Source organism: Brevundimonas intermedia (assembly GCF_027922165.1).
Taxonomy (GTDB): domain Bacteria; phylum Pseudomonadota; class Alphaproteobacteria; order Caulobacterales; family Caulobacteraceae; genus Brevundimonas; species Brevundimonas intermedia.
In genome coordinates, this window is the sequence record NZ_BSFD01000002.1 from 634,865 (window position 1) to 651,311 (window position 16,447).

Below are 16,447 nucleotides of genomic sequence, written 5' to 3' on the forward strand. Positions count from 1 at the left end.
CGCCGTCATCCTCGTCGCCTTCTTCACCATTATCAGCTGGCAGCGGATGAGCGATGCGACCGAAAGCCAGATGCGCGCTCGCGCCGAAGCTGAAGCCCTTCGTCTCAAGGCCGAGCAGGATCTGGTCGCACATACCGCCTTCCTCGCCGCCATCGGCCATGATCTGCGCACCCCCATCGGCGCAATCCTGACCGGCGCCGCCGAGCTTCAGAGCCTGCACCCACAGTCGAGAGCCACCACATTTCTGATCACCGACGCCGGCTTGATGATGAAATCCCTGCTGGACGACCTGCTGGATCACACCAAGATCGGCGCCGGAAGAATGACGGTCGAGGCCGTCGATTTCGATCTGCGGGTCATGCTGGCCCAGACGCTTCGCCTTTGGCGCGGCCCGGTCGAGGCCAAGGGGCTGAAACTGCGGGTTCAGGGCGCATCGCGCATGCCGCGCGGCGTCCGGGGCGACGCCATGCGCATCCGCCAGGTCCTGAACAATCTGCTGTCCAACGCGGTGAAGTTCACGCCGAGCGGTGAGATCACCCTGCGATTGGACGCCTGGCCGGAAGAACCTTCCGGCTATTGCCTGCTGCTGGAGGTCCAGGACACTGGACCGGGGCTGACCGATCAGCAGCTGACGCGGTTGTTCAATCCTTTCGACCAGACGACCGACGGCGTCAGCGCCCGTCACGGCGGATCCGGTCTGGGCCTGGCGATCAGTCGCGACCTGGTCGAACTGATGGGCGGCCGCCTGACGGCGCGCAGCGCCGAGGGTCAGGGCGCCTGTTTCACCGTCTCCCTGATGCTCCCGCGCACCGAGGAGGCCGCCGCGACGCCGATCATGATCGACGAAAGCCGCCTCGACATCGCCCAGGCCCTGACGGTGCAGGACAGGGACGCGCCGGCGCCTGTCGCAGACGTCCCCGTCGTTACGCCTGAAGACGATCAGGACCGCCCCTTGCGCGTGCTGGTCGTGGATGACCACGACATCAACCGCCGCGCCGTCCAGCTGATCCTCCAGCCCCTGGGCTGCGACATCGTCACGGCCGCCGACGGCATGATCGCCCTGGAGCGCTGCGCCGAGACCGTGTTCGACGTCATCTTCATGGATGTCCGCATGCCGGAGCTGGACGGCCGCGAGACCACCCGTCGCCTGCGCGCCGGCGGGGGGCCCAACGCCCGCACCCCGGTCGTCGCCGTCACCGCCGACACCGCGCCCGAGGACGTCGCCGCCTGCCAGGCCGCCGGCATGGCCTATTTCGTCTCCAAGCCCCTGACGCCGCCGGCCCTGCTCGGCGCCTTGCAACATGTGCTGGACGAGACGGCCGCAGCGGCCGAAACCGCCGCCGCCTGATCTCTGACGGCGGCGACCAGCCGTTCGGCCAGATCCGGCCGGCGCAGCTCGCATTCCCAAACGGTCAGCACCCGCCAGCCCGCCGCCGCCAGGTCGGCGGCCACACGGCCGTCGCGTGCGCGGTTGCGGCCGATCTTGGCGGTCCAGTATTCAGCATTGGCCTTGGGGCGGCGCGCCCCCCGCGGGCAGTCGTGGCCGTGCCAGAAACAGCCGTGGACGAACAGCGCGATCTTGCGCCCCTTCATCGTCACATCCGGCTTGCCGGGCAGACCCAGGCCGCCCAGTCGATAACCGATCCCGGCCGTGCGCAGGATCCTGCGCACGGCCAGTTCCGGCGACGTGTCCCGCCCCTTCACGCGACGCATCACGGCGCTGCGTTCTTCGGGCGTGAAGACGTCGGTCATGCGTTCATCAGATCAGAGCTGAGCCAGCAGATGTTCGGCCGAGGAGACCTTGAACTCGCCGCCTTGCTCGATGTTCAGCTGGGCGACCACGCCGTCCTTGACCAGCATGGAATAACGCTGCGACCGCTGGCCCAGGCCAAAGCCCGAACCATCCAGCACCAGCCCCAGTTCGCGGGTCAGGTCGCCGTTGCCGTCGGCCAGCATGACGATGGACTCGTCCTCGATGCCCTGGCTTTCGGCCCAGGCCTTCATGACGAAGGCGTCGTTGACCGAGATACAGGCGACCACATCCACGCCCTTGCCCTTGATGGCCTCCAGATTGTCCTTGAAGCCCGGCAGGTGGCGGGCCGAGCAGGTCGGGGTGAAGGCGCCGGGAACGGCGAACAGGGCCACGGTCTTGCCGGCGAAGACGTCGGCGGTGCTGACGGGCTTGGGGCCTTCGGCGGTCGCCTGGGCGAAGGTCGCGTCGGGGATGCGGTCGCCGATCTGGATGGTCATGAGGTCTCTCCGCGCGGGGTTGGTTGGATGCGCCCGAGACAGATAGACGCCCCGGCCGCCGCCGCAAGCATCAACGCCTTGCGCCTGGGCGTTTCGCACCCGATGATATGGTTATCATGACCGACGCCTCCTCCCTGACGGGCCGTCTCCTGGTGGCCATGCCCGGCATCGGCGACACCCGGTTCGAACACGCCGTCATACTGATCTGCGCCCATGGGCCCGATCACGCCATGGGTCTGCGCCTCGACAGCCCCGCCCAGGGCGTCGATCTGAAGACCGTGCTGGACAAGCTGGACGCCCCGGCGCCCGAACAGGCGATCGGCCGCCCGGTGCTGATGGGCGGGCCGGTCGAGCGCGAGCGCGGCTTCGTCCTTCACACCGACGACTGGAGCGTCGGCGCCGACACCCTGCCCTTCGGCGACGGCCTGGCCATGACCGGCACGCGCGAGGCCCTGGCCGCCATGACCGACGAGATCTCCGGCCCGCGTCGCTCAACCCTGCTGCTCGGCTACGCCGGCTGGGGCGAGGGCCAGTTGGAGGATGAATTGGCTGAAAACGTCTGGCTGACTGCGGACGCCGACCTGGATCTGATCTTCGACGGCGACCACGAGTCCAAATGGGCGCGCGCCCTGGCCCAGATGGGCGTCGACGCCGGCCGGCTGTCCAGCCAGGGCGGGCGGGCTTAAGACACGCTCGCCTGCGAGGCGGGCGCCTCAGACGGCGGTGATTTCCGCCTCGGCCTCGATCTCGCTTTCGAGGGGATCTTCCATCCGCGCCGCCAGGACATCCAACACCCGCAAGGCGGCCTCCAGATCCTCGTTCGAAAGCCCCTGGAACAGCAGTTCTCGGTCAAGGGCAGCTGTGGTTTCCGATCCATCCAGCGCCTTCAGGCCCGCAGGCTCCAGCTTGATCAGGTTCGCGCGTCCGTCGCCGGGCAAGCGGTGTTTCGACACCAGGCCGTCGGCCAGCAGCCGCGTCACACGGCGCGACAGCGTCGGCTCCGACAGCTGTAATCCGTCGGCGAGTTCAGACTGCGTCAGACCTTGGGGCGCATGTTTCAAGAGATGAAGCGGCGCCCTCTGCGCATTCGTAAATCCATAGGCTTTGAAAAGCCGGCTCGCGCGCGTGGACCAACGGCGGGCGATAAGCGCGATCCTTTGCTTGATGAGGATCTGAACCGTTTCCCGGCTTCCATCGCCCAAGTCCGACCCAGACGGTCGAATTAAGTCTTTCTCTCCATCTACTTGGACACTATCAGACATTGAAAGAATTCGTACCCGCCCCACACGAGGCTAAATGAGTCGCCCCGTAAAATTTACGCAGAATCACCTAGTCGGGCAGCTGTAGTTTCGCAAGCGCACATACCCTGTGGGTTGAAAATTAACCAATCATCGACGCTAAGCTTAAGTTAGCCATGCAACCATAATACGTAGTGGAATATTCAATACTTGTTTACACAAATTCGCCTTCGATGAGTGATCGCGAATGCGCGGACTTAGTTTGTCGTCGTACCAATGGCTCTCCGCATTAACGAAATCGCTAGGCGCTTGCGCGAGACTTGGACGAACTGGAGGAGTCGCGGCGGGTTTGTCCGACGCGATTAGTCCCGGCGGCCGGTTCGGCAGCGGATGGAGAGGCGTTCTGAGATGACAGTTTCCAAGGGTGGCCGTCGTGAACTGGTCGGTTTCCGCGTCGGCGAACAGGCCTTCTGCATCGACATAACCTCCGTGCTCGAAATCCGCGGCTGGACCCCGACAACACCCCTGCCCAAGGCGCCGGACTATATGAAGGGCGTCGTCAATCTTCGCGGCTTGGTGCTCCCCATCATCGATCTGGCGGCGCGGCTCGGCCTGCCGACCAAGGAACCGTCGGCCCGTCACGCCATCATGGTCGTGAAGTGCGGCACGCGGACGGTCGGCCTGCTGGTCGAGGCCGTGTCGGACATCGTCGAACTGGACGATTCCACACGTCAGGAGACGCCGGAACTGGGAGACGGCGCCGGCGGGGCGGGCGTGATCGCCGGCATCTTCGCCGTCGACGGCGAGATGATCAGCCTGCTGGATCTGGACAACGTCCTGCCCCAGATGGCCGAGGCCGCCTAAGCCCCGAGCCCCCTCCCGGAATATGAAAGACGGCCGGGGATCGCTCCCCGGCCGTCTTCATGTCCGTCCGTTGGTTCTAGAACCGGTAGTTCATGCCCATGCGGAACATGTGGGTTCCGAACTTGCCGTTGCCGCGCGTCATGTCGGTGCCGGTGGTGTTCGGCGCCGAAATGAAGGGGTTGGCCGGCGGGGTCGTGCCGGTGTTGCCGACGCGAATGACCGGGCTGTCCACGCTCAGAGACGTATAGAGGTACTCGCCGCTGACCGTCAGACCGCGACCCAGGGCGTATTCCACGCCGCCGCCGGCCTGCCAGCCGTCGCCATCGTCAGACTCGCTGGTTTCGGTGAAGCTGTTGGCCTGGTTCGAGGTGCGGAAGGTGTTGTCGAACTGTCCATAGGCGTAGCCGCCGGTTCCGTAGATCAGCGCCGGGCCATAGGCGTAGCCCAGCTTCAGACGGGCGGCCGCCGTGCTCTCCAGCTCGCGCGTAAAGGTGTAGTAGGCGGGCGTGGTGCTGAAGCCCGTCACCGAGTCCTGCACGGTGTTGACGCTGTATTCCGCCAGAACGCCGACGACGATGTTGCCGAACTGCATATCGTAACCGGCCCGCACGCCAGCTTCGACGCCGTCATTGTCGTCGCGGCATCCCGTGCCCGGTACGGTGCTGGTCGCCGTGCCGCCGCAGAAGCCGGGGCTGAAGGCGTTGTCGCCGGCGCCGGTCGATACCTGGTCGCCATAGGCGCCGTCCAGATTGCGGTCAAAGCGCAAGATTTCGTCGCCGTCGTCGTTCGACTGGTTGTAGCCGCCGAAGATCCCGACATAGGGGCCGGACCAGTCGGGGGTGCTGGACTGGGTCCAGGACTGAGCGAGGGCGGGGGTGGAGACCAAGGCCAGCGCCAGGGCGCTGCAGGCGAGTTTCATCATCGGGGAGAAGTCCTTCGTGCCATGCGGGCACGAATGTCCCGCGCAGCCGAAAATCTTGAAACCCAAGCCTGTTCCGCCCACGTCGCGCCGCCAAATGTCGCGGCATCCGATCTGTTTTCAGCGACGTAAGGGCCCTCAACGCGTGGCCAGGGCGAGCATCAGCAGGATAATCAGAACCAGACACACGCCCTGCCAGAACCGCACCGGGTCTCGCTCCATAAGCGACAGCGGGCGGGGCGCTGGGGCGGCGGCGGCGCTGCCCGTCTCCAGCACATGGATCAGTTCCTCGACGTCCTCAAACCGGTCGTTCGGATCGACGGAAACGGCGCGCATGACGGCGGCCTCCAGCCAGGCGGGCATGTCCGGTCGGCGTCGTCCGAGGGATACGGGCGCGCGATCAAAGCGCGGCGCGTCTGACGGATCGACCTCGCCCCACGGATAGGCGCCGGTAAACAGCCGGTACAGGGTCACGCCCAGGGCGAACTGATCTGTAGCGGCGTTCCCGCTCTCGCCGTCATACATCTCGGGCGCCTTGAAGCCGGGGGTGCCGGGCGCCTCGGCCTCGGCGAACTCCTCGGCCCGCTTCAGCCGCGCCACGCCCAGATCGACCAGCTTCAGCCCGCCGTTCGCCTCCAGGATCACATTGTCCGGCTTGATGTCGCGGTGGATCACCCCCGCCCGGTGCAGGGCCGCCACCCCTCGCGCCAGCTTCAGGGCCACGCCGATCCCTTCGGCGATCTCGAACGGCCCGTCCTCGGCCAGCCGCGCATGAAGGGTCTGCCCCTGATAGAAGGGCTGGACGATATAGAGGCGGCTCTGGCGGCCCACATCCAGGCTCAGCACCTTGCCGACGAAGGGGCTGTCGATGCGTCGCCCGATGAAGGCCTCGCGCAGGAAGGCGGTCCGCGCGCCCCGTTCCGACACCGCCGCAGGCTTGGGAAACTTCAGCACAACCCTTTCTTCGCCGGATCGGGCGTCGCCGGACCGCGCCAGGAACAGACGCGTATAGCGGCCGTCGGCCACCAGCCGCTCCAGATGAAACCCGTCCACCACCTGGCCCTGTTTCGGCGGCGGCAGGATGGCGAGGCCCTCGGCCTCCGCCGTGATCGCCTCCCAGTCGGGCGCCCCGATCCCCATGACGTCGAGGACCAGGACGGTGGCGTTGTCGCGCGCCCCGACCTCGGCCACCTCGGCCAGAATGGCCTGGGCGTCCGCGTCCGGCGATCCACGCCGCGCCAGCAACCGCGCCAGCGCCGCCTCCGACAGCACCCCATGAACCCCGTCCGTCGTCAGTAGCAGCCGGTCGTGCGGCGCCAGGCCGACATGGCGCACGTCCAGCTTGACGTCCGCCTCGATCCCCACGGCGCGGTACAGCACATGGCTCAGCCCCTGCTGCGCCCGGGTATGGTCCTCGGTCAGGCGGGTCAGCACCCCGTCGCGGAAATGCCAGGCTCGACTGTCCCCCACGTGCAGCGCCACCGCCTCCCGCCCCCGCAGGATCAGGGCGGTGAAGGTGGTCGCCGCCGCCTCCATGGTCGGATCGATCTTGCCCCGCGCATGGAGCCAGCGGTTGAAGCCCCGCAGCGCCTTGATCCCGTTGGCGGCGATGCCGTTCAGCGGGTTCTGATCCAAATAGCCGTCGATGAAGCTGCGCGTCGTCAGCTCGGCCGCCATCCGCCCGGCTTTCGAGCCCGACACCCCGTCGGCGATCACGGCGACGACCCCATGCTCGCGCTGCTCGGCCGCCGTGCCCAGATGCACGCCGCCGAAATCCTGATTGTCCGCCTTCGGCCCCTGTGCAGTGGCGAAACCGGCGGCGATTTCCAGTCTGGCGTCGGTCATGGCGCCGAGTGTCAGTGATTTATGAAGACCTGACTAGCCTTGCCGTTTCGCGGCGCGGTCAACCCATCAGCGTCAGTACCGCCCGGACTGCGACATAGGCCGAGACGACAAGGATCAGGCCCGCAAACAGGCCACGGCCCAGGCCGGCGTTCGCGCCCAGTCGCCGCGCCAGCGGCAGCCCGGCCGCCGTCCCCGCCACCCCGCCCACGGTCATGGCTGCGACCAGACCCAGGTCGATCCAGCCGGACAGGGCGTAGTTGCCGGCCGTCGTCGCCCCGAAGGCCGCGACGCTGAGAAGGGAGGTCGCCTGAGCGGTCGCCAGGCTCATGCCCGTCGCCGCCATCAAGCCGGGCACGATCAGGAACCCGCCGCCGATGCCGAAGAAGCCCGCCGCCGACCCGACCCCCGCCCCGGCCAGGCCGACATTGGGCGACATGGCCCAGTTGAGGCTGGGCTCGGCGCGAACGACGACGGGCTTGGGTCGCAGCATCGACACGCCCACCGCAGCCATGGCGACGGCGAAGATCAGCAGCAACTGATGGCCGTCGATCATCTTGGCCAGGGACGATCCGAACCAGGCGCCCGCCGCGCCGGTGACGGCGAACAGGATGGCGCAGGGCCAGCGCACTCGCCCGGCCTTCGCCTGGCCGGCGAGGGCGGTCAGGGCGTTCAGCGACACCCCCGCCGCCGAGACGCCGATGGCGACATGCGGATCGTGGACGCCGACGAGATAGAGCAGCAACGGCACGGCCAGCACCGACCCGCCGCCGCCGAACAGGGTCAGCAGCAGGGCGACGACGCCGCCGCTGAAGGCGGCCAAGCTCAGAGCCAGCAGGTCGGTCGTCATGGCGTCAGGCGACCCCAGCCGCGCTTCTGTTCCAGGGCATGACGGCCAGCACGCGCGCCATGCCGCAGAAGCCAGTGGCCCCCGCAAAGAACAGGCCAGCGCCGACGAAGGCGGACAACCCCCAGAAGGCGGGATTCACCAGCAGGCCCAGGGCCGCCCCGATCAGGATCAGACCCCCGGCTGCCATCTGGACCTGCCGCATCAGCTCGATGGGCTTGGACCGGTCGGTGCGGGTCGCCAGGCCTTGCGTCTTCCAGGCCTCGAGACCGCCTTCCAGCACATAGGCCTGGCCCGGAACCTGAGCCGCCAGGCGATTGCAATTCACGCCGGTCCGGTTTCCGGTCCGGCAGGTGAAGATCACGTCGCGCCCGTCCGCAAGGGTGCGCGCGGACTCTTCAAAGCTGGACAGGGGCGCATGGACCGCGCCGGCGACATGTTCGCGGACAAATTCGTCCTGCTCGCGAATGTCGATCAGGACGGCGCTGTTTTCGGTCAGGCGGCGCGAGACCTCGGCGGGCGACAGAGGGGTCAGGACGGTCATCAGGCTCATTCCTTTTCGGAAGCAACAGGGGGGCAATAGATTTCGGCCAGGACGGCGATCACCTTCAGGACGGCCGGATCGGCGATGCGATAGAAGACGGTCGTGCCGTCGCGCCGCGTGGACACCAGGGCCTCGTCGCGCAGCTTGGCCAGATGCTGGGACAGGGCCGACTGCGACAGGCCGACCAACGGCAGCAGCTGACCGACCGACAATTCGCCCTCGCCCAACTGACACAGGATCATCAGCCGCTTCTCGTTGGACAGGGCGCGCAGCAGAGCCGCCGCCTCGCCTGCGCTGGCCTGGAAACGCTCAAGTCCGATGGTGTGAAGGTCGATCATGAGCGGCAATATATTCACACTTGCTAAATTAGCAATAGCTAATATGTTGAAGCGCGAAAGGAGCCTTCCCCATGGCCCAACACCCCGAAGTTCGCGGCTTCTTCGACCCCGCGACCCATACCGTGACCTATCTGGTCAGCGACCCCGCCACCGGCATGGCCGCCATCATCGACCCGGTCCTTGATTTCGACGCCGCCTCCGCCCGCACCTCGACCCGATCCATCGACGCCGTGATGGCGGCGGTGGAGGCGGCGGGCCTGACCCTGGCCCTGACGCTCGAGACCCACGCCCATGCCGACCACCTGACGGCCGCCGCTCATCTTCGACGCGCGACGGGCGTCTCCATCGGGATCGGCGCCCATATCACCGAGGTCCAGTCGACTTTCGCCCCCCTGTTCGGCGCCGACGACGTGCGCAGCGACGGCCGGGTGTTCGACCACCTGTACGGCGACGGTGACTCATTCGCTCTGGGCGACCTGTCGGTCCAGGTGATCCACACGCCCGGCCATACCCCCGCCTGCATCAGTTACCGGATCGGCGACGCGGTCTTCACCGGCGACACCCTGTTCATGCCGGACTACGGCACGGCCCGCACGGACTTCCCCGGCGGCGACGCGCGCACCCTCTATCGGTCGATCCAGCGCCTGCTGGCCCTGCCCGACGACACCCGCGTCTTCGTCGGCCACGACTATCTGCCGCCGGGCCGCACCGACTACCGCTTCGAAACCACCGTCGCCCAGCAACGCGCCCACAACATCCACATCGGCGGCGGCGTTTCGGAAGAGGATTTCGTGGCGATGCGCCAAGCCCGCGACGCCACCCTGGGCGCGCCCCAGCTGATCCTGCCGTCGCTCCAGGTCAACATCCGCGCCGGCGACCTCCCGCCGCCGGACGCCGGCGGACAGCGCTACCTGCGCCTGCCGCTAAACGCGATCTGACGCCCAAGGCCTGCGCACGCCCACCAGTTCATTCGCGAGATCGTCAGAGCGGCAGGACGCTTCTCCGGCAAGCCACATCTGCAACATGGCAAGCTGGCCGGCCGCCGCGCCCCTCGCGACGAGTGAGGACGAAGGGCTGCTCTCGTGCAGAACCCCAGCCTTCGCTTCGATCATCGCGGCCAGCCTGCGTTGCAGTTTCGTCTGTAGCGGCGGCTCGAACAGGTGGCGCGCCAGAGCGCGGCGATCCCAGAGGTGGTCCAGCATGACCTTGAGCCGCGCCGTGTTTCCCCGTCCTGCGCCGGCGAGCGCCAAGGGCGCGAGGATCGGCTCCACGACGGCTTCGAGCACCGCCGTCTTGCTGGGGAAATGCTCATAGAAGGTCGAGCGGCCGACGTCGGCGGCCTGGATCAGATCGGTCGTCCGGATGGCGGCGTACCGGTGATCGGACATCAGGCGGATCAGGGCGTCCGTGATCGCCTGCCGCGTCCTCTTGCGGCGCCCGTCCCGATCCTGCGTCTCGCCCTCGATCATGCCGACAACCTAGCCGACCCAGGGCGCGGTCGTCAGGGCTTTCCAGCGTTTCCGGACAAGAGGGGCCGACTGTCCAGAAACGGCCGAATAGCTGGCCGCGCGGGTTTCGCGAGGATCGGACACACGGCATCATCGACCCTTAATCGGAGCCTCCAATGACCGCACAACATCACGTCGTCGCCATCGTGCCCGCGCGCGACATGGACGTCAGCGAAGCCTTCTATCGCCGGCTCGGCTTCACGGTCGTCAGCGACTACGGCGATTACCGCCTGATGGACGATGGACGCGGAGGACGTCTTCACCTGAACCTCACGCCCGGCTGGCCCGCCCAGATCGAGGACAACGCCCTCGGCCTCTACCTCTATGTCGAGGATGTGGACGCCGCCGCCGAAAAGGTGCGTGAGCTCATCATCGGCGCAGGGCCGGAAATGAAGCCGTGGGGCATGTACGAGTTCGCCGTCAGCGACCCCAACGGCGCGCTCGTCCGCGTGGGTCGTGAACCGAACTGACGCCCTAGGCCGACCGCTGCTTCAGCGGCGCCGTGCCGTCCGCCAGACTCTCGGCCAGATAGACCTCCGCCTCCTGGGCCGGGAGCGCCGGGGCATAGCCGAAGCCCTGGCCGTAGTGGCACTGGGCTTCCAGCAGCAGGGCGGCCAGTTCGGCGTTTTCCACCCCTTCGGCGACGACCTCCAGCGACAGGTCGCGGCCCAGATTGACCACCGACTTGACGATCTTGGCCGAGCCCTCGTCCTTGTTCATCGTCAGCACGAAATAGCGGTCGATCTTCAGCGTATCGAACGGCAGGCGCGCCAGATACGACAGCGACGAGAAGCCGGTGCCGAAGTCGTCAAGCGCCAGCGAAGCCCCGACATCCTTCAGCGACTGCAGCACCTCGGCGGCGTGCGCGGTGTCGCGCATGATGTCGCCCTCGGTCACTTCCAGCTTCAGCGCCCCCTTGGGCAGGCCGCTTTCCTTGATGATCCGGGCCACGTCCTCGCACAGGTGCGGGCGTTCGATCTCGCCGACCGACAGGTTGACGCTGCAGAACATCTTGCCGGCCAGGGGGTGGCGCTGGATCCATTCGGCCAGCTGCCGCGCCGACTGGGTCATCATCAGCAGGCCCAGGTCGTTCATCATGCCCAGGTCGGCGGTCAGGCCCAGGAATTCATCGGGCGGCACCAGGCCGCGTCGCGGGTGACGCCAGCGCGCCAGGGCCTCGAACCCCGCCACGGCGCCGGTCTTCAGATTCACGATGGGCTGGAAAAAGGGCGTGATCTCGCCGCGCACGAAGGCGTTCCGCAGATCCGCCTCCAGCGCCAGTCGACTCAGGCTGTCGCTTTCCAGCGCCCGGCCATAGGCGGCCGATCCGCCACGTCCCGCGCCCTTGGCCGATTCCACCGCCAGCTCGACCCGGCGCAGCAGTTCCGAGGCGTCCGGCGCATCCGGCCCGCCCTCGACCACTACGGCGCCGATGGACACCGTCGGATAGATGTCGAAACCCGCCACCCGCAACGGCTGCTCCAGCGCCTCGCGCAGACGATAGCTGGCGTGGGAGGATGTCTTGGGGATGATAACGGCGAACTCGTCCTCGCCGATCCGCGCGGGCGAGGCCTCCTTCGAAAAGGCGGCGGCCAGGCGCGATCCCAGAGCAGACAGCACCAGGTCGGTCCGCTCATGCCCCAGGGCCTCGTTCAGCCGGCGCAGACGGTCGACGTCGCCGACCACGATCTCGTACTCGCCCGGCTGGGTCAGGACCTCGCCGACCCGTGCGACGAAGGCGCGACGGTCCAGCAGGCCGGTCAGCACGTCCCGGTCCGAGCCGGCGAACTTGGTCTCCAGCGCCACCACCCCGGCGGCGCGCAGCCCGTCCTCCAGCCAGACCCCGCGCCACAGGCAGGTTTCGGATCCGCGCATCCGCAGGCGCACGGCGATCTCGGTCCCCTCCTCCTGCGGCTTCAGCATTTTCTCGGCCAGCGACCGGTCCTGCGGCATGGACGAGGCGACGAAGCCGGCGCCCGAACATTCCGGCGCCAAGGGCCCCAGCCCCAGGGCGCGGGTCGCCCCGGTGAAGCGCAGCTGATCCAGGGCGGGCGTCCACACCCACAGGGCCGTGTCGGCGGCCGCCAGCGCCTCGATGGCGCTCGTGGCGTCCCAGGCCAGGGATCGGGGTCGCGCGTTCAAAGCTGTCGCCCTCTCAAGACGGCGTCCGGCCGCCGCGATCGATCTCGTCCTCGACGAGGCCGAACAGCAGATGGTCTGCCCACTCGCCGTTAATTTTCAAATAAGCCCGCGCCAGACCTTCGTTGCGAAAGCCCGATTTCTCCAGCACCCGCCGTGACGCCTGGTTGGTCGGCAGACAGGCCGCCTCCAGCCGGTGCAGCTTCAGCCGTTCGAAGGCGTAGGCGACCACCGCCCGCATCGCCGCCGTCGCATAGCCGCGCCCGGCGTGAGGCTGGCCGATCCAATAGCCCAGGGTCCCCGTCTCGGCGACGCCGCGCCGCACGTTCGACAGGGTGACCGCGCCGACCAGGGTTTTGCCCCCGTCGACGAAGACGAAAAACGGCCAGGCGTTGCCCAGCTCCATCTCGCGGGCATAGATCGACAACCGACGCCTGAAGGCCGCCTTGCTGAGGTCGTCGTCCGGCCAGGCCGGCTCCCACGGCTGAAGATAATCGCGTGACCCGTCGCGCAGCGCGGACCAGGCCGAATAGTCGGACGCCCGCGGCGGCCTCAACAGCACGCCGTCGCCCCGGACCACCGGCCCGGCTACATCGCTCATCCAGTCCAGGAGGGCCATCGAACGGCAACCTAGCGCGCCCTTGGCCGCTTGGCGACAGACGCACGGGAATCTGATCGGCGACGGAGTTTTGTTTCCGACGCGTTACATTTGGGACCGACGGATAAGGAGACCGCCCATGGCCGCATCTTCGACCGACGCCGCTGTCGCCGTCACCCGCCTGGGTCTCGGCGCCCGCCCCGGCGAGATCGCCCAGGTCGCCGCCGATCCGCGCGGCTGGGCCCTGGCCCAGATCCGCCCCCAAGGCGCGCCCCAGCCGACCGGGACCTTCCAGACCACTGACCAGCGCATGACGGCCTTCCTCGCCTATCAGGCCCAGAACCGCCAGGGCGACCGGTCCGACCCAGAGGCGACACGAGCGGCGCGCCAGGCCGCTCGCCGCGCCATCACCGACGACACAAGCCAGGCCTTTCTGGCCCGCGCCCGCCATGGGGCCACGACGGACCAGGGCTTCGCCGAGCGCTGGGCCCTGTTCTGGGCCAACGCCCTGACCGTTTCGGCGGTCAAGTTCGACAGCGGCGCCTTCGTCGATTCGTACGAGCGTGAGGCCATTCGCCCGAACGTCTTCGGTCGATTCCAGGATCTGGTCGTCGCCGCCGAACAGCATCCGGCCATGCTCCTGTACCTCGATCAGGCGCGCTCGACCGGCCCCGGCAGCCAAGCCGGGGCTCGGCGCAAGGTCGGGCTGAACGAAAATCTGGCCCGCGAGATGCTGGAGCTTCACACCGTGGGCGCCGACGCCGGCTATACCCAGGCGGACGTCACCGAACTGGCCCGCGCCCTGACCGGCTGGTCCATTCCCCGGCCCCAGGATGCTCAAAGTCAGGGCGCCTTCGTCTTCCGCGCCAATGTCCATGAGCCCGGCCCCCGCACCGTCATGGGCAGAACCTATCCGGCAACCGGCCGCGCCGCCGGAAAGGACCAGGGCGAAGCCATCCTGCGCGATCTGGCGCGTCATCCGGCCACGGCGCGACGCCTGTCGCACCGGATCGCGGCCCATTTCGTCGCGGACGCCCCGCCGCCGTCCTTGGTCGCGCGACTGGAGACGGCCTGGACCCGCTCCGACGGCGACCTGGGTCAGGTCGCCCGCGCCCTGGTCGAGGCGCCCGAGACCTGGGCGGCCCCGCCGTCCAAGATCAAGACACCGTATGAGTTCGTGGTCTCGACCCACCGGGCGCTCGGCGTCCCGCCCGAGCGTCTAGCGCCCCTGCGCGAGACCCTGGTCGCCATGGGCCAGCCGCCGTTCGCCCCGCCTTCTCCAGAAGGTTGGCCCGACACGGCGGCCGACTGGGCCGGGCCGGACGCCCTGGTCAAGCGGCTGAACTGGGCGCGGTCCGCCGCAGTGACGGGCCGCACGGGTGACATCGTGGCCACGGCGAACGACACGCTCGGCGACCGCCTGTCCGAGCGCACTCGCCTCGCCGTCGCCCGCGCCGAGAGCCGCGCCGAAGCCCTCACCCTTCTCCTGATGTCGCCGGAGTTCCAGCGCCGATGACCCATCCCGTCCTGAACCGCCGCGCCCTTCTGGGCGCCTCCGCCGCCGGAATCGGCCTGGCCTTCGCCGGCCGCGTCGCCGCCCAGAGCCGTGGCCCGGCCAACAAGCTGGTGGTCGTCATCGCGCGGGGCGCCATGGACGGCCTGTCCGTCACCATCCCCTACGGCGACCCGAACTATATGCCCCTTCGCGGCGGCCTGGCCCTGCCCGCGCCGGGCGAGACCGACGGCGCGCTGGTCCTAGGCGAGGGTTTCGGCCTACACCCCGCCCTGACCGGCCTGCATGCCCTCCATGGCCGCAACCAGTTGCGCTTCGCCCCCGCGGTGGCCCTGCCCGTGCGGATTCGTTCGCATTTCGAGGCCCAGGACGTGCTGGAAAACGGAGGCGAGACCCTGAGCCGGCTGGACGACGGCTGGCTGAACCGCGCTCTGGTCTCGGCCGGCGGGACGCGGCTGCGGGGCCTGTCGATCGGCGCCCAGACGCCCCTGATCCTGCGCGGCGACGCCCCGGTCTCCAGCTGGGCGCCGGGCGGGCGCGTCCGGGGCGGCGACCGGATCGCCTCCCTGTTGCAGGACCTCTATGTCGATGATCCGATGCTGGGCCAGAATCTGGCGCGTGGCCTGGCGACCGAGGCCCTGGTCGCCATGGACGGTCCGGGCGAAACCATCCGCCGCAACGATGTCCAGGCCCTGGGCCGCGCCACGGCCAAACTGATGACCGGTCCAGAGGGCGCCGACATCGTCGCGGTCTCCCTGGACGGTTGGGACACCCATGCGGGCCAGCGCGGCCAGCTTCAGACCCGACTGACGGGTCTGGACCAGCTGATCGCGGGGCTTGAAGCCGGTCTGGGCGACCAATGGGCCCAGACCGTGGTGGTGGTCGCCACCGAGTTCGGCCGCACCGCCCGCGCCAACGGCACCCAGGGCACCGATCACGGCACGGGCTCGTCGCTGTTGCTGGCGGGCGGCGCGCTGAAGCCCGGCGGGCCGCTCGGCGACTGGCCGACCCTGGCCGACAACCGCCTGTTCGAGGGCCGCGACCTAGCCCCGACCCTGGACATCCGATCGGTGTTCAAGGGCGTGCTGCGCGACCATCTGGGCCTGGACCGCGCCGCGCTGGACGCCGGCGTCTTCCCCGACAGCGGCGCCGAGGCGCCGGCCCTGACAGGCCTCGTCTGATTAGGCGGCCTCGGTTTCGACCGGGATCTTGCAGATGCGGTTCAGGTCGGCGCGGATCGAACTGCCCTGGAAATGGGACATTTCCGCGCTGGAATAGCCCTCGGCCGACAGCGCCTTGACGACGTCCCCGGTGTTCAGACAATCGGGTGTGCGAGCGAGCTGATAGGCGCGCTCCACGACATGGATACGGTTCATGGTGAAGCCTTTTCGTGTCCACCAATAACGCCCTCCAAGCTGGACCGTTCCATGCCGGGAAAAATCCTTCTCTGCGGCCGCGCTTGCATTTGTCACAAAGACCTGAGCACATAGGCTTCGTCGATCTCTCTGCGTAACGCCCACTCTCTCTGCGAACGCACGAGTCCAGGCCGCTCCCATTCAGACCCGACAGGCCGAACGGACGTTCCCTCGGTCAATTTCTAACGGAGGTCTCAAAATGGCTACCGGCACTGTTAAATGGTTCAACCCCACCAAGGGTTACGGCTTCATCCAACCCGACGACGGCGGCAAGGACGTCTTCGTCCACATCTCGGCCGTCGAAGGCGCTGGCCTGCGCGGCCTGGATGAAAACCAAAAGGTTTCCTACGAGCTGGAACGCGACAAGCGTTCGGGCAAGGAATCCGCTGGCCAGCTGCAAACCATCGGCTGATTTCAGCTTCACAGCTGATT

20 protein-coding genes are annotated in these 16,447 nt (G+C 68.0%); 8 read left to right on the forward strand and 12 right to left on the reverse strand.

Annotation, left to right across the window (positions count from 1 at the left end; genetic code table 11):
- Window positions 1-70: 70 nt before the first annotated feature.
- Window positions 71-1,348, forward strand: a complete 1,278-nt coding sequence (locus tag PKE72_RS05715; RefSeq protein ID WP_271164689.1) for an ATP-binding protein — start codon at window positions 71-73, stop codon at window positions 1,346-1,348.
- Here PKE72_RS05715 and PKE72_RS05720 read toward each other — a convergent pair.
- Complete coding sequence (locus tag PKE72_RS05720) at window positions 1,249-1,752, reverse strand: very short patch repair endonuclease (protein WP_271164406.1); 504 nt, start codon at window positions 1,750-1,752, stop codon at window positions 1,249-1,251. The two genes, PKE72_RS05715 and PKE72_RS05720, sit on opposite strands and share 100 nt — an antisense overlap.
- Window positions 1,753-1,764: 12 nt before the next feature.
- Complete coding sequence (locus PKE72_RS05725) at window positions 1,765-2,250, reverse strand: peroxiredoxin (protein ID WP_271164407.1); 486 nt, start codon at window positions 2,248-2,250, stop codon at window positions 1,765-1,767.
- A gap of 116 nt (window positions 2,251-2,366) precedes the next feature.
- On the opposite strand from PKE72_RS05725, the gene PKE72_RS05730 reads away from it, so the two are divergent.
- On the forward strand, window positions 2,367-2,936 hold the full coding sequence (locus tag PKE72_RS05730; RefSeq protein WP_271164408.1) for a YqgE/AlgH family protein: 570 nt from the start codon (window positions 2,367-2,369) through the stop codon (window positions 2,934-2,936).
- Window positions 2,937-2,963: 27 nt separating this feature from the next.
- Here the strand turns inward: PKE72_RS05730 and PKE72_RS05735 are convergent, their stop codons facing one another.
- Window positions 2,964-3,512, reverse strand: coding sequence for a MarR family winged helix-turn-helix transcriptional regulator (locus tag PKE72_RS05735; protein WP_271164690.1), 549 nt, complete (start codon window positions 3,510-3,512; stop codon window positions 2,964-2,966).
- Window positions 3,513-3,896: 384 nt separating this feature from the next.
- Between PKE72_RS05735 and PKE72_RS05740 the strand changes: the two genes are divergently transcribed.
- Window positions 3,897-4,352, forward strand: a complete 456-nt coding sequence (locus PKE72_RS05740) for a chemotaxis protein CheW (RefSeq protein ID WP_271164409.1) — start codon at window positions 3,897-3,899, stop codon at window positions 4,350-4,352.
- A gap of 76 nt (window positions 4,353-4,428) precedes the next feature.
- On the opposite strand, the gene PKE72_RS05745 is transcribed toward PKE72_RS05740, so the two are convergent.
- The 5 genes from PKE72_RS05745 to PKE72_RS05765 form a co-directional block, all read right to left on the reverse strand.
- Window positions 4,429-5,274 carry an outer membrane protein gene (locus PKE72_RS05745; RefSeq protein ID WP_271164410.1) on the reverse strand — a complete coding sequence of 282 codons (846 nt, stop codon included), beginning with the start codon at window positions 5,272-5,274 and terminating at the stop codon, window positions 4,429-4,431.
- A gap of 135 nt (window positions 5,275-5,409) precedes the next feature.
- Entirely contained in the window at window positions 5,410-7,116 is a 1,707-nt protein-coding gene (locus PKE72_RS05750) for a bifunctional protein-serine/threonine kinase/phosphatase (protein WP_271164411.1), read from the reverse strand.
- 58 nt (window positions 7,117-7,174) lie between these two features.
- Window positions 7,175-7,963: a sulfite exporter TauE/SafE family protein gene (locus tag PKE72_RS05755; RefSeq protein ID WP_271164412.1), complete on the reverse strand. Its 789-nt coding sequence runs from the start codon at window positions 7,961-7,963 to the stop codon at window positions 7,175-7,177.
- Between the two features lie 4 nt (window positions 7,964-7,967).
- Window positions 7,968-8,504 (reverse strand): rhodanese family protein, encoded by a 537-nt coding sequence (locus tag PKE72_RS05760; RefSeq protein ID WP_271164413.1) that lies wholly within the window; start codon window positions 8,502-8,504, stop codon window positions 7,968-7,970.
- A 5-nt stretch (window positions 8,505-8,509) separates the two neighbouring features.
- Window positions 8,510-8,842 carry an ArsR/SmtB family transcription factor gene (locus tag PKE72_RS05765; RefSeq protein ID WP_271164414.1) on the reverse strand — a complete coding sequence of 111 codons (333 nt, stop codon included), beginning with the start codon at window positions 8,840-8,842 and terminating at the stop codon, window positions 8,510-8,512.
- A gap of 71 nt (window positions 8,843-8,913) precedes the next feature.
- Between PKE72_RS05765 and PKE72_RS05770 the strand changes: the two genes are divergently transcribed.
- Window positions 8,914-9,780 (forward strand): MBL fold metallo-hydrolase, encoded by an 867-nt coding sequence (locus tag PKE72_RS05770; protein ID WP_271164415.1) that lies wholly within the window; start codon window positions 8,914-8,916, stop codon window positions 9,778-9,780.
- Here PKE72_RS05770 and PKE72_RS05775 read toward each other — a convergent pair.
- Complete coding sequence (locus PKE72_RS05775; RefSeq protein ID WP_271164416.1) at window positions 9,766-10,311, reverse strand: TetR/AcrR family transcriptional regulator; 546 nt, start codon at window positions 10,309-10,311, stop codon at window positions 9,766-9,768. The genes PKE72_RS05770 and PKE72_RS05775 overlap by 15 nt on opposite strands.
- Window positions 10,312-10,466: 155 nt before the next feature.
- On the opposite strand from PKE72_RS05775, the gene PKE72_RS05780 reads away from it, so the two are divergent.
- Window positions 10,467-10,820 carry a VOC family protein gene (locus PKE72_RS05780; RefSeq protein WP_271164417.1) on the forward strand — a complete coding sequence of 118 codons (354 nt, stop codon included), beginning with the start codon at window positions 10,467-10,469 and terminating at the stop codon, window positions 10,818-10,820.
- 4 nt (window positions 10,821-10,824) lie between these two features.
- On the opposite strand, the gene PKE72_RS05785 is transcribed toward PKE72_RS05780, so the two are convergent.
- Both PKE72_RS05785 and PKE72_RS05790 read right to left on the reverse strand, forming a co-directional pair.
- Window positions 10,825-12,492, reverse strand: coding sequence for a putative bifunctional diguanylate cyclase/phosphodiesterase (locus tag PKE72_RS05785; protein WP_271164418.1), 1,668 nt, complete (start codon window positions 12,490-12,492; stop codon window positions 10,825-10,827).
- Between the two features lie 13 nt (window positions 12,493-12,505).
- Complete coding sequence (locus PKE72_RS05790; protein ID WP_271164419.1) at window positions 12,506-13,108, reverse strand: GNAT family N-acetyltransferase; 603 nt, start codon at window positions 13,106-13,108, stop codon at window positions 12,506-12,508.
- A gap of 118 nt (window positions 13,109-13,226) precedes the next feature.
- Between PKE72_RS05790 and PKE72_RS05795 the strand changes: the two genes are divergently transcribed.
- Together PKE72_RS05795 and PKE72_RS05800 are read left to right on the forward strand one after the other, a co-directional pair.
- The gene (locus tag PKE72_RS05795) at window positions 13,227-14,603 is read left to right on the forward strand and encodes a DUF1800 domain-containing protein (RefSeq protein ID WP_271164420.1); all 1,377 of its coding nucleotides are present in this window, start codon (window positions 13,227-13,229) and stop codon (window positions 14,601-14,603) included.
- Entirely contained in the window at window positions 14,600-15,781 is a 1,182-nt protein-coding gene (locus PKE72_RS05800; protein WP_271164421.1) for a DUF1501 domain-containing protein, read from the forward strand. The genes PKE72_RS05795 and PKE72_RS05800 overlap by 4 nt, the downstream gene beginning before the upstream one ends.
- Here the strand turns inward: PKE72_RS05800 and PKE72_RS05805 are convergent, their stop codons facing one another.
- Window positions 15,782-15,976 carry a hypothetical protein gene (locus PKE72_RS05805; protein WP_271164422.1) on the reverse strand — a complete coding sequence of 65 codons (195 nt, stop codon included), beginning with the start codon at window positions 15,974-15,976 and terminating at the stop codon, window positions 15,782-15,784. It lies immediately after the preceding gene.
- Window positions 15,977-16,214: 238 nt separating this feature from the next.
- On the opposite strand from PKE72_RS05805, the gene PKE72_RS05810 reads away from it, so the two are divergent.
- The gene (locus tag PKE72_RS05810) at window positions 16,215-16,427 is read left to right on the forward strand and encodes a cold-shock protein (RefSeq protein WP_008260410.1); all 213 of its coding nucleotides are present in this window, start codon (window positions 16,215-16,217) and stop codon (window positions 16,425-16,427) included.
- Window positions 16,428-16,447 lie beyond the last annotated feature (20 nt).